The 13,031-nt window shown below is 47.8% G+C and carries 12 protein-coding genes; 10 read left to right on the top strand and 2 right to left on the bottom strand.

The features are described 5' to 3' along the window. Nucleotides 1–13: 13 nt before the first annotated feature. The 7 genes from polA to J2S00_RS03070 all read left to right on the top strand — a co-directional run bounded on the left by polA (nucleotide 14) and on the right by J2S00_RS03070 (nucleotide 7,163). Nucleotides 14–2,647: a DNA polymerase I gene (gene polA, locus J2S00_RS03100; RefSeq protein WP_307336017.1), complete on the top strand. Its 2,634-nt coding sequence runs from the start codon at nucleotides 14–16 to the stop codon at nucleotides 2,645–2,647. A gap of 11 nt (nucleotides 2,648–2,658) precedes the next feature. Continuing rightward, nucleotides 2,659–3,507 (top strand): DNA-formamidopyrimidine glycosylase, encoded by an 849-nt coding sequence (gene mutM / locus J2S00_RS03095; protein WP_307335287.1) that lies wholly within the window; start codon nucleotides 2,659–2,661, stop codon nucleotides 3,505–3,507. A gap of 74 nt (nucleotides 3,508–3,581) precedes the next feature. Continuing rightward, nucleotides 3,582–4,238: a sporulation membrane protein YtaF gene (gene ytaF / locus J2S00_RS03090; RefSeq protein WP_307335285.1), complete on the top strand. Its 657-nt coding sequence runs from the start codon at nucleotides 3,582–3,584 to the stop codon at nucleotides 4,236–4,238. A gap of 43 nt (nucleotides 4,239–4,281) precedes the next feature. Next, the gene (gene coaE / locus J2S00_RS03085; protein ID WP_307335283.1) at nucleotides 4,282–4,884 is read left to right on the top strand and encodes a dephospho-CoA kinase; all 603 of its coding nucleotides are present in this window, start codon (nucleotides 4,282–4,284) and stop codon (nucleotides 4,882–4,884) included. Then, entirely contained in the window at nucleotides 4,881–5,459 is a 579-nt protein-coding gene (locus tag J2S00_RS03080) for a lytic transglycosylase domain-containing protein (protein ID WP_307335281.1), read from the top strand. Before coaE ends, J2S00_RS03080 begins: the two co-directional genes overlap by 4 nt. 104 nt (nucleotides 5,460–5,563) lie before the next feature. Then, nucleotides 5,564–6,601 (top strand): glyceraldehyde-3-phosphate dehydrogenase, encoded by a 1,038-nt coding sequence (locus tag J2S00_RS03075; protein ID WP_307335280.1) that lies wholly within the window; start codon nucleotides 5,564–5,566, stop codon nucleotides 6,599–6,601. A gap of 169 nt (nucleotides 6,602–6,770) precedes the next feature. Further along, on the top strand, nucleotides 6,771–7,163 hold the full coding sequence (locus tag J2S00_RS03070) for a cytosolic protein (protein ID WP_307335278.1): 393 nt from the start codon (nucleotides 6,771–6,773) through the stop codon (nucleotides 7,161–7,163). Between the two features lie 24 nt (nucleotides 7,164–7,187). On the opposite strand, the gene J2S00_RS03065 is transcribed toward J2S00_RS03070, so the two are convergent. Both J2S00_RS03065 and J2S00_RS03060 read right to left on the bottom strand, forming a co-directional pair. Next, a complete protein-coding gene (locus tag J2S00_RS03065) occupies nucleotides 7,188–8,045 on the bottom strand; it encodes a metallophosphoesterase (protein WP_307335277.1) in 858 nt (285 codons plus the stop codon). 183 nt (nucleotides 8,046–8,228) lie between these two features. Beyond that, entirely contained in the window at nucleotides 8,229–9,842 is a 1,614-nt protein-coding gene (locus J2S00_RS03060; RefSeq protein WP_307335275.1) for a Na/Pi cotransporter family protein, read from the bottom strand. Between the two features lie 156 nt (nucleotides 9,843–9,998). Between J2S00_RS03060 and nrdR the strand changes: the two genes are divergently transcribed. The 3 genes from nrdR to dnaI are packed head-to-tail and all read left to right on the top strand — an operon-like array spanning nucleotide 9,999 to nucleotide 13,005. After that, on the top strand, nucleotides 9,999–10,457 hold the full coding sequence (gene nrdR, locus J2S00_RS03055; protein WP_307335274.1) for a transcriptional regulator NrdR: 459 nt from the start codon (nucleotides 9,999–10,001) through the stop codon (nucleotides 10,455–10,457). A 37-nt stretch (nucleotides 10,458–10,494) separates the two neighbouring features. Next, nucleotides 10,495–12,066, top strand: coding sequence for a replication initiation and membrane attachment family protein (locus tag J2S00_RS03050; protein ID WP_307335273.1), 1,572 nt, complete (start codon nucleotides 10,495–10,497; stop codon nucleotides 12,064–12,066). A 3-nt stretch (nucleotides 12,067–12,069) separates the two neighbouring features. Beyond that, nucleotides 12,070–13,005, top strand: a complete 936-nt coding sequence (dnaI, locus tag J2S00_RS03045) for a primosomal protein DnaI (protein WP_307335272.1) — start codon at nucleotides 12,070–12,072, stop codon at nucleotides 13,003–13,005. Nucleotides 13,006–13,031 lie beyond the last annotated feature (26 nt).

Raw genomic sequence — 13,031 nt, 5'->3', positions numbered from 1 at the left:
GACATTGACTAAAATGATCTTAATCGATGGGAACAGCATTGCTAACCGGGCTTTTTACGCCCTGCCACTTTTAAATAACGACCATGGGATTTACACCAATGCCGTATACGGCTTTACAACCATGCTGCTAAGGCTGTTGGAAGAAGAACAGCCCACCCATATGCTGGTGGCTTTTGACGCAGGCAAAGAAACATTTCGCCATCAGGAATACAAGGAATACAAAGGCAAGCGGCAAAAAACCCCCAATGAACTGGCTGAACAATTTCCGCTGATTCGCCGTTTGCTTGATGCGTTTTCCATCCCTCATTATGAATTGGCCAACTATGAAGCGGATGACATCATCGGCACCCTGGCCAAAGAAGCTGACCAGCAGGGCGTGCCCACCCGGATCGTAACAGGAGACAAGGACTTGTTGCAACTCATTACTGACCATGTGCATGTCATGCTCACCCGCAAAGGGATCAGTGAAGTTGAATACTATGACTTGGATAAGCTGCGTGACAAATATGCACTGCAGCCCGGTCAAATTATTGACCTGAAAGGTTTAATGGGGGACAGCTCCGATAACATTCCCGGTGTGCCGGGAGTAGGGGAGAAAACAGCTTTAAAACTTTTGCACCAGTTTGGTTCCATTGAAAAGATCTACGACCATCTGGATGAGGTGAGCGGCAACAAGCTGAGAGAGAAGCTGACTCTTCACAAGGAACAAGCCCTGTTGAGCAAAGAACTGGCCACCATTCACAAGGAGGCACCCCTTGAGATCAAGCTTGATGACCTTGCCTACGACGGGTTTGACAAGCAACAGGTGATCCCGTTGTTTAAAGAATTGCAGTTTCAGTCCCTGATGGAGCGATTGGGTGAAGATGAGGCTAAGGCAGAATCAGATCAGCTGGAACTGAGCGTGACTCCAATCACCAGCACTAAGGATCAGTTGTGGGAAGAGGCCCTTGTCTCCCCCAGTGCACTGGTTGTGGAGCTAGTAGGGGAACGGTACCATCAAGCCCCTGTTAAGGGCTTTAGCGTGTGCAATGCAAACGGACTGTTTTTTATCGATACAGAAACAGCTTTCCAGACAGAGGCTTTCCGGGCCTGGTTGGCCGATGACAGGCAGGAGAAATGGGTGTATGGAGCTAAAAGAACCCGCGTGGCCTTAATGTGGCACGATGTTAACCTGAATGGTATTCGTTTTGATGCCTTCCTGGCCTCCTATCTGCTCAACCCAACAGAGTCCAACCACAGTCTGGCGGAGATTGCCCACAAGTATGCCCATCTGTCTATCCAGAGTGATGAACAGGTATACGGCAAAGGGGCCAAACGGAAAGACCCAGACCAGGAGACACTGATCCAACACCTGGCGGCCAAGGCCAAAGCTGTGTATGACTCCTGCCATGCGCTCAGGGAGGAGTTGGCAAAGCACCATCTCTTGTCTTTGTTTGAAGATTTGGAGCTGCCCTTAAGCCACATCCTTGGAGATATGGAGCTACACGGCATTAAGGTGGACCCCAATCGATTGCAAAAGATGGGGGAAGACTTGAAAGCGCGCATTGAAGCATTAACCCGGGAAATTTATGAGTTGGCCGGCGGAGTAGAGTTTAATATTAACTCACCCAAACAATTAGGGGAGATCTTGTTTGATAAATTGGGGCTGCCAGTCATTAAAAAGACCAAAACAGGATATTCTACCAGTGCCGATGTACTGGAAAAACTGGCACCTCAGCACGAAATCGTCAGTAAAATTTTGGATTACCGGCAGTTGGTTAAACTGCAGACCACCTATATTGAGGGCTTATTGAAGGAGATCAATAAGCATACAGGCAAGGTGCATACCACCTTCCAACAAACGATTACAGCCACTGGCAGGCTGAGTTCAACAGAACCTAACTTACAAAACATTCCTATTCGCTTGGAGGAAGGGCGCAAAATTCGCCAAGCATTTGTCCCTTCCAGCGACGATCAAGTCATCTTGGCCGCTGACTACTCTCAAATTGAGTTGAGGATTTTGGCTCATTTGTCTGAAGATAAGGGGCTGGTCGAAGCGTTCCGCCAAGGAGAGGACATTCATACCAAAACAGCGATGGATGTCTTTCATGTTGACCGTGACGAAGTGACATCTCTCATGCGGCGCCAGGCCAAGGCAGTTAACTTTGGCATTATCTATGGGATTAGTGACTATGGATTGAGCCAAAACTTAAACATCACCCGCAAAGAAGCGAAAGACTTTATTGAACGTTATTTTGAATCTTTCCCCGGGGTGAAAGCGTACATGGACAATATTATTAAAAAGGCCCGGGAAGACGGCTATGTGACCACATTGCTCCAACGTCGCCGCTACTTGCCGGAAATTAATAGTCGTAACTTTAACTTGCGCAGTTTTGCGGAACGGACCGCCATGAACACCCCCATTCAGGGCACAGCCGCAGACATCATTAAGAAAGCGATGATTGAGATTGCCGAACGGCTGAAGGAAGAACAGCTGTCTTCCAAGCTGCTCCTGCAGGTCCATGACGAATTAATTTTTGAAGTGCCCCAAGATGAGCTGGAAACGATGATGAAGCTGGTGCCGCAGGTCATGGAGTCCACCATTACACTTGCCGTGCCCCTCAAGGTGGATGTGGCCTACGGCCCCACCTGGTACGATGCCAAATAGGGGGAGAAGCGATGCCTGAATTGCCGGAAGTTGAAGTTGTCAGACGAACGATTACCAAGGAAATTACACAGAAAGTGATTGAACAGGTTGATGTGTTTTGGCCCCGGATCATTACTTACCCTGAGAACCAGGATGAGTTCAAGCTGCTTCTGGCGGGGCAGAAAATCGGGAAGATTGGCCGCAAAGGAAAATATTTGATTATCGCCATAGGTGAGCATCATGAGCTGGTGGTTCATTTCCGCATGACTGGAAAGTTTATACTTTTACCGCGGGAGGAACGTTTCCAAAAACATATTCATCTCTTCTTTCATTTTCAAGGGGAAAAAGAAGGTCTGGCCTATCATGATGTTCGGAAATTTGGTGACTTTTTTTTGGTCCCCAAAGGGGATTATCGCGTGATCAAAGGTTTGTTTCACTCAGGTGTGGACCCTTTGGATGGGGCGTTTACCTATGAGCGCTTTCGTGCTCTCCTGCAAGCAAGAAAGCGCCAGGTGAAAGCCTTGCTCCTGGATCAATCGGTGATTGCCGGACTGGGCAACTATTTGTGTGATGAGCTGCTGTGGTTCCCCGCTGAACAAGGGGTTCATCCTGCCAGGCTGAGCAATGAGTTGAACGAACGGGAAATGGAAGGGATGTACCGCAGAATGCTGGACGTGATTCACCATTCCATTCGCCTGGGAGGCAACAGCTTCCGCGACTTCTCGTATGGGAATGGTGTTAAAGGCGAATTTAAGCAAATGCTGAAAGTGTATGCCCGTGAAGGTGAACCGTGTTTTAATTGCGGGTCACCTATCAAAAGGGAAACGGTGGCGGGGAGATCTTCCCACTTCTGTCCCATCTGCCAGCCTGTCTCAATCTGATAGGCGGATGTCACCCTTTTGATCTTCTTCCATATCATATACTAGCAAAGCATTGATATGGAGGAGGAAAAACGGTGGTTCAGTTCGTCTCTTTAATCGTCTTAGCATTTGCAGTCAGCTTGGACAGCTTTGGCGTCGGTATGACTTACGGGCTGCGCAAAGTGCATATTCCCGTTCGTTCTATCTTGATTATTGCTTTGTGTTCTTTCAGTATGATCTTTGTGGCTACGGGCGTGGCTCAAGGGATCATGATCTTTCTCTCTCCCCGGTGGGCCGAGTGGTTAGGTGGCATCATTTTAATTGGCTTAGGGTTGTGGGCACTCTATCATGTTTCCAAGTCAAAAGACCACGGACACAGCCTTGTGACGGTCAGCGAAGAACCACATGACAAGACCATTTGGACTCTGGAATTAAACAAGATCGGCATTGTTATTCAAGTGTTGCGCAAGCCGATGGTGGCCGATATGGATCGTTCTGGTGTCATATCAGGTAGTGAAGCCCTTATATTGGGTTTTGCTCTTTCCCTGGATGCTTTCGGTGCCGGACTTGGCGCGGCCCTTATGGGCTATATCCCCTGGCTGACGGCGGTTTGTATCGGGGTGATGAGCAGTTTGTTTGTCTTCTTGGGCATGAGATTCGGGACCCTGTTTGCTGATCTGAAATGGGTTAACCGTTTAATCTACCTGCCTGCCATTATTCTCATTTCGTTTGGTTTGATCAAACTGCTTTAAATGCTTAGAACAATCAACACTGGGTGCAAAAGGAAGGGTAGCTATGGTTATCGGATTAACAGGAGGCATTGCCAGTGGCAAATCAACAGTCTCGAGGATGCTGGCCGACCTCGGGGCTGTGCTTATCGATGCGGATAAAATTGCACGGAAAGTGGTGGAACCTGGACAACCTGCCTGGCAACAGATCAAAGAGGTATTTGGAGAAGAAGTGCTTAAAGCGGATGGACGCCTCGACCGGGCTAAATTGGCAAAGATCATCTTTCATGATCCGGAACAGCGACGGAGACTGAACGGGATTGTGCATCCAGCGATCAGAAAAAAGATGCTGGAGGAAAAAGAAGCAGCGTTAAACAGGGGACAAGACCTGATTGTGATGGATATTCCCCTCTTATTTGAAAGTGAGCTGGAGCATATGGTGGATAAAATCCTGGTAGTGTATGTGCCTCAAGAAGTTCAAATTCAGCGTCTGATGGAGCGGGATCAAATTGACCGGGATTACGCCTTGCAAAAAATCGGCAGCCAAATGCCCCTGGAAACCAAAAAAGAGAAGGGACATGCCTATATTGACAACTCCGGCAGCAGGGATGAGACTCGGGCCCAGCTGGTGCGAATTTTACAAGAGTGGGGGATTAACAGCAAGCGATGAAGGTGGGGATTGTCATACGTTTTACAAAAAAGCAATGGCTGTGTGCCTTTTTGCTGTTTCTTGTTTTCCTCACCCTCAACAGCCATACCTTTTGGAAGCTGATGTATCCCATTCAGTATGAAGAGGATGTGCAGGAAGCAGCCGAACACTTCAATGTGGACCCGTTTCTGATTTTGGCTGTCATGAAAATCGAGAGCGGCTTTAAGCAGGAGCGGGCCTCTAAAAAAGGGGCCGAAGGCTTGATGCAGCTCATGCCCGAAACCGCTGAGTGGATTAATGAAAAAAGCGGTTTAAATAAAGCCCCTCATGCTTACCGTCATGATCCCCGGGACAATATCCTGCTGGGGACGTGGTACCTATCTTATCTGTTGGACAAGTATCAGGGGGACTATGTCAAAACACTGGTCGCTTATAATGCCGGACAAGGCAATGTGGACCGCTGGCTGGCAGAAGGGGTGTGGGACGGGCGGGAATATACCATTGATCAAGTGCCTTTCGGGGAAACACGGCATTATGTCAAACGCGCCTTGTTTTACTATGACCGCTATAAAAAGATTTATGAGGAACACTTTTAAATAATTGTGATATAAAAAATACCCTGATGCGCTTGCTAAATATGTTATACTGAATATAATAGTAATAGGATATAGTATGGCATATTTGTTGAGGAGGCGCGAATATGACAACTAAAATAGGCATTAATGGCTTTGGACGCATCGGACGCATGGTGTTTAGAAAAGCCATTATGGACCCCGAAATTGACGTTGTGGCAATCAATGCCACCTATCCTGCCGAAACACTGGCTCACTTAATTAAATATGATTCAGTCCAAGGATTTTTTAATGTTGACATAAAGATTGAAGAGAAAGCTCTGATCGTGGCTGGCCAACGTGTCCAGCTCTTGGCTTCCCGTAATCCGCTGGAATTACCCTGGGGTGAACTGGGGGTTGATGTCGTTATTGAAGCCACTGGAAAATTTAGAGACCGGGAAGGAGCAGCAAAGCATTTTGCCAGCGGAGCCCGAAAAGTGGTCTTGACTGCTCCTGGGAAAGACGAAGATGTGACCATTGTCATGGGCGTTAATGAACAGGTTTATCGGCCTGAAGAGCATCATTTTATCTCCAATGCTTCATGTACGACGAACTGCCTGGCTCCTATTGCCAAAGTGGTCGACCAGCATTTTGGCATTGAGCAGGGGCTGATGACCACTGTTCACTCTTATACTAATGACCAGCGCAATCTGGATAACCCACATAAAGATCTGCGCCGGGCCCGGGCTTGTGCCCAGTCCATTATCCCGACTACAACAGGTGCCGCCAAAGCAGTAGGTAAAGTGCTTCCCCATCTGGCTGGCAAGTTAAATGGTCTGGCTCTGCGTGTGCCAACGCCTAATGTTTCTATTGTAGACCTGGTGGTTGACGTGCGGGAAACTGTCAGTGTGGAGAAGGTGAACCAGGCTTTGAAAGAGGCCAGTGAAGGGGAGTTACGGGGCATTATCCAGTTTACGGAAGAACCGCTGGTATCCATTGATTTTGTCGGCAATGAGCATTCAGCCATCGTTGACGGTCTGTCAACGATGGTGATGGGCAACAAACAATTAAAAGTGTTGGCCTGGTATGATAATGAATGGGGTTATTCTTGCCGCGTGGTTGATCTTGTCAAACATGTGGGGCAGACGTTGGGGGTTCAACCGGACTATTCTGCTGCCGTACTGTAGTAGTGCTGTCCGGCTTCACCCAAGTCCTGTGTCTACAGCGCTCTGATTTGCTTGCAGTGTTTTTAATTTAAATTAACCTGGAGAGTAGGACGAACCTCTGGAATATGGTAAACTTAGGGGAGACAGTGAATCTGTCTCCCTTTTGACGTTTAAAGTAGGAGGGCAAAGAATGGGCTTGCGAGACTTTTTTACTAACAGAGCAGAGACGAGTGACACACATCCTAATCAGGCTTTACAGACGCGGTATTACAAAACCACAGGACAGCAAGCGATGAAGTTTTTAAGAGACGTGATTGAACAGGACCCCCGACTGCGTTTGCTCAGTTATTCGGAAGAACATGCTGAAATAACGGCTGAATACATTAAACCCAAAAAAGCGTTTGTGGTCGTGAGTGTGATTATGGTATTTCCTTACCGCACGGCCGTTGACTTGACCATCTCCACTCAGACGGTATGGCCCACGGATTTTGGGTTCAGCCGCAAACAGGTCCAATTTTTTTACCGCAAATTAGATGAGCGCTTTGAGTTTGCCGGAACGGGGCTGGGGGAGAAAAAGAGCTAAAACATTTATCTTGCACAGGCACGTTCATCCTGCACAGGCTGCCCTTCTGGCTTCGATAGCTTGTTTTTCCGAAGATACCTGCTCAATGTGGTGGATGGTAATCTCCGGACGGCAGCCAATTCGCAGATTGGCCCCTGTCTGCCCTAATCCACCACTGATATAATAGGGGCCTTGTTCACAGTAATGCAGTCCGCACAAATGCTTGCGGAACGGCTTGATGCCCCAGGTCAGAGAATGGATGGGTAATGGATAGTAGATTTGGCCGGAATGAAGATGACCACATAACAAATAGTCAAATCGGTATGGCATGTGTTTAACGATCAAAGGGTCATGGGTGAGGACTAACCGGAAGCCGTCCTCGCTTACACCTTGAAATGCTTGTTCAATGTCACTGTGACCTGAATGGTGGTCATCAATGCCAATAATGTGCACCTGTCCTTCATCGTGGCCAATCGTCACCGTTTCATTACATAACACCTTGACACCAAGGGCCTCCATTTCCTTTTTCAGACGGGGAAGGTGTGGCCCAATGACCCAGTCATGGTTGCCCCACACCGCATAAATCCCATAGCGGGAGCGAAGCCGACAGATCCGTTTAAGAAAGTGGACAAAGCGTTCGATACTTTTCACTTTATCCAAATAATCCCCTGTTAAGGCGATTAAATCATAAGTGTCTGACCCGGCAATCTGTACGACTTTTTCAGGCGTGACAGATAGTTTTTCAATGTGTATATCAGTCAGGTGCAAAATGGAGAGCGGGCATGCACCAAGGTTTTGTTTGGTTTGCAAATGAATGTGTTTCACCTTTGGGTGAAAGGTATTCCAGTATCCTTTGGACAGCAGGCATAATCCACCCAGGGTGAGTGCACTGGTTAACAACATGTTTGATTCTCTCCTTTTGGGCTCTCTTATCCATCGTTCGTCCGCTTGGAACCCATGTTGAGGGGGACAATCGTCTTAACGTAACAGAAAATTAAACCTATCTATCATCATACCGGATAATGGAGAGAATCGCACTGTTAATTTATGGGCTCCGTCCAGCAAGCAGGTTATCCTTTAAGCTGTTCAATCCCCATAGAGTACATATTGGGCAATATTTTTGGAATGGTCTCCCATGCGTTCCAGATTTCTGAGCACATCCAGAAATACAGCACCGGCATTGCCGTTGCACAGGTTATGGTTGAGTCGGGCAATATGGTTTTTGCGATATTCGTGCTCCAGGCGGTCCAGTTCGCTTTCTAAGGTTAACACTTCCCGGGCCAGCTCTTCATCATCCTTTTCCAGCGCTGTAACTGCTTTATGAATCACTTGATCAGTCAGACTGATCATCTGTTTCATTTCATTTAACGCCTCTTCGGAAAATACCACCTTATGGGAAATAGAGTAGTTGGCCAGCTCTACAAGGTTTTCAGCATGATCCCCGATGCGCTCCAGATCATTAAGTGTCTGCATCAAAATAGAAGCTTTTTCAGAGTCCTGGCTATTTAGGGCATTTTGTTGAATTTTGACCAGGTACTCAGTGATTTTTTTATCCAGTTCATTAACCAGCTCTTCCTTTTGTAAGGCCAGGTTGGCCAGTTTTTCGTCCCGGGAGAAGAAAAAGTTGACCGCATCGTTTAAGATTTCCCGCGCAATACCACCCATGCGCAAAATTTCATGTTTGGCTTGTCCTAAGGCCACAGACGGTGTATTCAGCAGGCGGGAGTCCAGATATTTAGGACGAAACTCCAGCTCTTTCATTTCGCCTGGGATCAGCTTGGTAACGATAAAGGCCAAAACCGAAACAAGCGGTAAAAAAAGCAGCGTGTTGGTGGTGTTGAACAAACCGTGGGCATAGGCAATTTGCATGCGGATATTTACGTCTGAGCCCATCCATAAGACCACGTGATAAACCAGAGGTAAAGCGATGACGAAAATAATAGTGCCTACCACATTAAAAATGACGTGCACCAGGGCTGCCCGCTTGGCTGCGACACTGGCTCCGATAGAGGCCAAAACCGCTGTAATGGTGGTGCCAATGTTGTCGCCAAACAAGACAGGCAAGGCAGCTCTTAGCGGAATCAGCCCCTCATCAGCCAAGGATTGCAAGATACCGATGGTGGCACTTGAACTTTGTACGATTACCGTAAAGATGGTGCCTACCAGCACACCTAGCACGGGATTGTGGGACAATTCCACCGTCAAATCATAAAACAGCTGCACTTCACGTAAAGGCTTTAAAGCGTCACTCATGGTACGTAACCCTAAAAAGAGCATGCCAAAACCAAAGATCACTTGTCCAATGTACTGATACACTTTTTTCTTCAGGAAAAAAAGAAAAAAGGCCCCTGCAGCAATAATAGGCAGAGCATAGTTTTCGATTTTGATCCCTACAATAAAGGCTGTCATCGTTGTGCCAATGTTGGCCCCCATAATCACTCCGATCGCTTGTCTAAGCGTCATCAGCCCGGCATTGACCAGCCCGATGGCCATCACGGTGGTTCCAGTTGATGTGGCTAAAAGGATCGTCACCACAATGCCAACCAAGACCCCTTTGACCGGATTTGAGGTATATTTTTCTAGTAACTTGCGCATTTTGCTGCCTGCCGTTTTTTGCAGGCCGTCCGACATAAATTTGATGCCAAATAAAAACAGCCCTAAGCCCCCGATAAAATGAAACAGAATGTACTGCCATTCCATGTGATGTGTGCGCCCCCTTATCTGTTCGACAAAAAATTGCACATTCGACATCATTATAGCCAATCTGTATATGAATGGGAACCCACTTTTCTCTTACTTGACGGATAGGGGAGAATAAGCCACACTAAAGGTAACAATAAAGTGGAGATGATAGGGATGCGCTGTCCATACTGCTCTCATCTGGGAACCCGGGTCCTAGACTCACGACCTTCCAATGAACACCGTTCCATTCGGCGCAGACGGGAATGTGAACAGTGCCAGCGCCGCTTTACCACCTTTGAAATAGTCGAAGAAAGTCCCATTATGGTGATCAAAAAGGATGGGACACGGGAAGAGTTTAGCAGGGAGAAAGTGCTGCGTGGGCTAATCAGAGCCTGCGAGAAACGTCATGTGTCAATGGAAACACTGGAGAATATGGTTAACGAGATAGAAACAGAGTTGCGTAACGGGGGAAAACAGGAATACCCCAGCAAAGAAATTGGTGAAAAAGTGATGGATAAGCTGTATCATGTGGATGAAGTGGCCTATGTCCGCTTCGCTTCCGTATATCGTCAGTTTAAAGATATTAATGTATTTGTCAAAGAGCTGACCGATCTGTTGCGTAAATCACGCTAAGCACATCAAGATGTTATGCTTAAGACGGAGTGGTAATATGACCACAACATGGAAATATGTGCGCCCCATGGACGGTTATAAGGTGAGGGTGACTGAACAGCCTGGTCTTTTTCAGCTAAAAATATTATATCAATTATATCAGCCGTTGATCGGGGCAGAATCATTGTCCCTTTATGTTACCTTGTTTAGTGAAACAGAAGGGGACCGCCACTATTCCAATGAGAAAAAACATCAGTGGCTGATGAAGGTGATGGCGCTTCCCCTGGACCGGATTTATTATGCCCGCTTGCGTCTGGAAGCGGTCGGCTTATTAAGAACCTACCGTTTACAAACAGGCGAAGGTGCGTTGTTTCACTATGAGCTGCATCCCCCGCTCTCAGCGGAACAATTTTTTGCGGACGATGTGCTCAGTATTTGGCTGTATAATCAGGTTGGACCGGTCCATTTTAAACAGCTGCGTGCCCGCTTTGCTCATTATTTGGGAGAAGCAGAGGAACCTGAGCAGGCAGAAGAGCTGACCAAGCCGTTCCATGAGGTCTTTACTTCTATCCATCCCTCTGAATTGACGACTCAGGCAGGGAGCCAAACCCAGCAAGATTTGCAGGAAGCGGCACAAGCTTATCCGCTTCCTAAGTACAGCGGGCGAAAGGGACAAGCCCTTCGCTTTGACGATTATGAACTGGACCTTGATTTGGTGAAAAGCTTTATGATGAAGGGGCTTGACCGGGATCAAATTTTCACACCGGAAAATGTCCAAGAGATCAAAAAGGTGGCTTTTTTTTATCAGCTGGATGAAAGGCGCCTGAGCCAACTGATCCAGGACAGCTTGACGATAGACGACTGTCTTGATGTGGCTGAGTTACGGCGTCAGGCTAAATGGCATTACCATGCCCAATACGGGAATCCGCCCCGGGTGCGCATGATCATCCCTGAAAACGGAGAGGAAGGGGAACCCAAAAGGAGAGCCAAAGAGCAGCAAGCAGGGAGCGGTGGTACAGCAGAAGAGGGGCGTATACTTTCGGACGAGGAGCGTCATTTACAGGTTTTGCAAACGATGAGTCCGCTGCAGCTTTTGGGTGCCTATCAAGATGGGGGAAAAGTAGCTGAAGCCGATGTTAAGCTGGTGGAAGAACTGATCTTTGATTATCAGCTGGAACCCAGTGTGGTCAATGTGCTGATCGAGTATATTCTGCTGACTAATCAGTTCAGGCTCCCTCGCAGCTTGGTGACCAAGGTGGCGGCCCATTGGAAAAGATTAAAGATCACTGACATGAGACAGGCCCTTGAAGTGGCTAAAAAAGAGCACCAGCAGTATAAAAAATGGCAAGAAAAACGACAGCATGGGGAAGGTCAAAGCGCACGGCAGGGATCTCCGCTGAACAAGGCGACACGCGGGGGCAAAAGGACAGGCGTGCGTAAAGATGTTATTCCCGCCTGGGTGGCGGAACAAGATAAGTATCACTCTAGCCCGCAGGCAAACCGGAAGTCTATACAAAACAAAACAGACCAAGAGCTAGCAGCAGCCACTCAGACACAGGCACTGAGTGAAGAGCAGAAACGAGAGCGCATTAAGTCTCTGTTAAAGGCATTGGGAGAGTGGGAGGAATAGGTGATGCAAGCCATCAACCGGTCACTGGAGGCTTTTGTTAAAGCGCGAAATCTGGACGGTAAAATAAAGATCAATCTTTCAGATGTACTGGAACATCCATTGGTTGAGGAGTGGCTGGCCCGTCACCCACAGTGGACAAAGGAGCAGTTAGAACGCTTTGCCATCAAAGTGAAGCACTACGTGCGTGAGGAAGAAAACTGCCGGAGGTGCCAGGGGCTGGCCAAGTGCCCCAACTTGCTCAAAGGGCATTATGCCCGGCTTTTGGCCTACAGCGGCATGCTAGATGTCACCTACACCCCCTGCCATTATCTAAAGCAGGCGGACCAGCAAGCCAGAAGAGCAAAATTAATTAAGAGTCACCACATTGCCGCCGATATCCTGCAAGGCAGCTTCCGTCACTTCGACCAGGGAGATGGCGGGCGGTTGGATGCTTTTCAGGCTGTCCTCGATTTCTGCATGAGTGCTCAGCCGGGAAAAAGCCCCATGGGCATTTATCTGTATGGCCCACTGGGAGTGGGGAAAAGTTATTTGCTAGGTGCTGCGGCCAACAAATTGGCGGAACGTGACATCGCCTCATATATGGTATACACGCCTGAATTCTTCAGAGAAGTGAAAGGGGCCATTGCTGAACAGAAAGTGGAAGAGAAGATTGAAGCCTTACAATCAGTGCCAGTGCTTATTTTAGATGATATCGGTGCAGAAACAATGTCAGCCTGGGCCAGAGATGAAGTGCTGGGGCCTATTTTACAATACCGGGTCACCCATAAACTGCCCACTTTATATACCTCCAATTATGACTATGACCAGTTGGAGGAACATCTGGCCTATTCCCAAAAAGGGGGCATTGAACAGATGAAGGCTAAGCGTATTATGGAACGTATCCGTCACTATACCCGGCCCTGTTTTATGGAAGGGCCCAACCGGCGCAAACAAGCATGATCATAAAGACCAGGATGATTTTTCTA

The sequence above is a fragment of the Caldalkalibacillus uzonensis genome, assembly GCF_030814135.1.
Lineage (GTDB): Bacteria > Bacillota > Bacilli > Caldalkalibacillales > Caldalkalibacillaceae > Caldalkalibacillus > Caldalkalibacillus uzonensis.
The sequence above is the reverse complement of the archived record's forward strand: the minus strand, read 5'-3'. Positions and strand labels throughout refer to the sequence as shown.

Bases quoted from the DNA above. Each gene is read 5' to 3' on its own strand.
- J2S00_RS03065 (WP_307335277.1), bottom strand. From the start codon at position 8,045: ATGTTGTTAACCAGTGCACTCACCCTGGGTGGATTATGCCTGCTGTCC.
- dnaI (WP_307335272.1), top strand. From the start codon at position 12,070: ATGCAAGCCATCAACCGGTCACTGGAGGCTTTTGTTAAAGCGCGAAAT.
- J2S00_RS03075 (WP_307335280.1), top strand. From the start codon at position 5,564: ATGACAACTAAAATAGGCATTAATGGCTTTGGACGCATCGGACGCATG.
- coaE (WP_307335283.1), top strand. From the start codon at position 4,282: ATGGTTATCGGATTAACAGGAGGCATTGCCAGTGGCAAATCAACAGTC.
- J2S00_RS03060 (WP_307335275.1), bottom strand. From the start codon at position 9,842: ATGGAATGGCAGTACATTCTGTTTCATTTTATCGGGGGCTTAGGGCTG.
- J2S00_RS03070 (WP_307335278.1), top strand. From the start codon at position 6,771: ATGGGCTTGCGAGACTTTTTTACTAACAGAGCAGAGACGAGTGACACA.
- J2S00_RS03050 (WP_307335273.1), top strand. From the start codon at position 10,495: ATGACCACAACATGGAAATATGTGCGCCCCATGGACGGTTATAAGGTG.
- J2S00_RS03080 (WP_307335281.1), top strand. From the start codon at position 4,881: ATGAAGGTGGGGATTGTCATACGTTTTACAAAAAAGCAATGGCTGTGT.
- nrdR (WP_307335274.1), top strand. From the start codon at position 9,999: ATGCGCTGTCCATACTGCTCTCATCTGGGAACCCGGGTCCTAGACTCA.
- polA (WP_307336017.1), top strand. From the start codon at position 14: ATGATCTTAATCGATGGGAACAGCATTGCTAACCGGGCTTTTTACGCC.
- mutM (WP_307335287.1), top strand. From the start codon at position 2,659: ATGCCTGAATTGCCGGAAGTTGAAGTTGTCAGACGAACGATTACCAAG.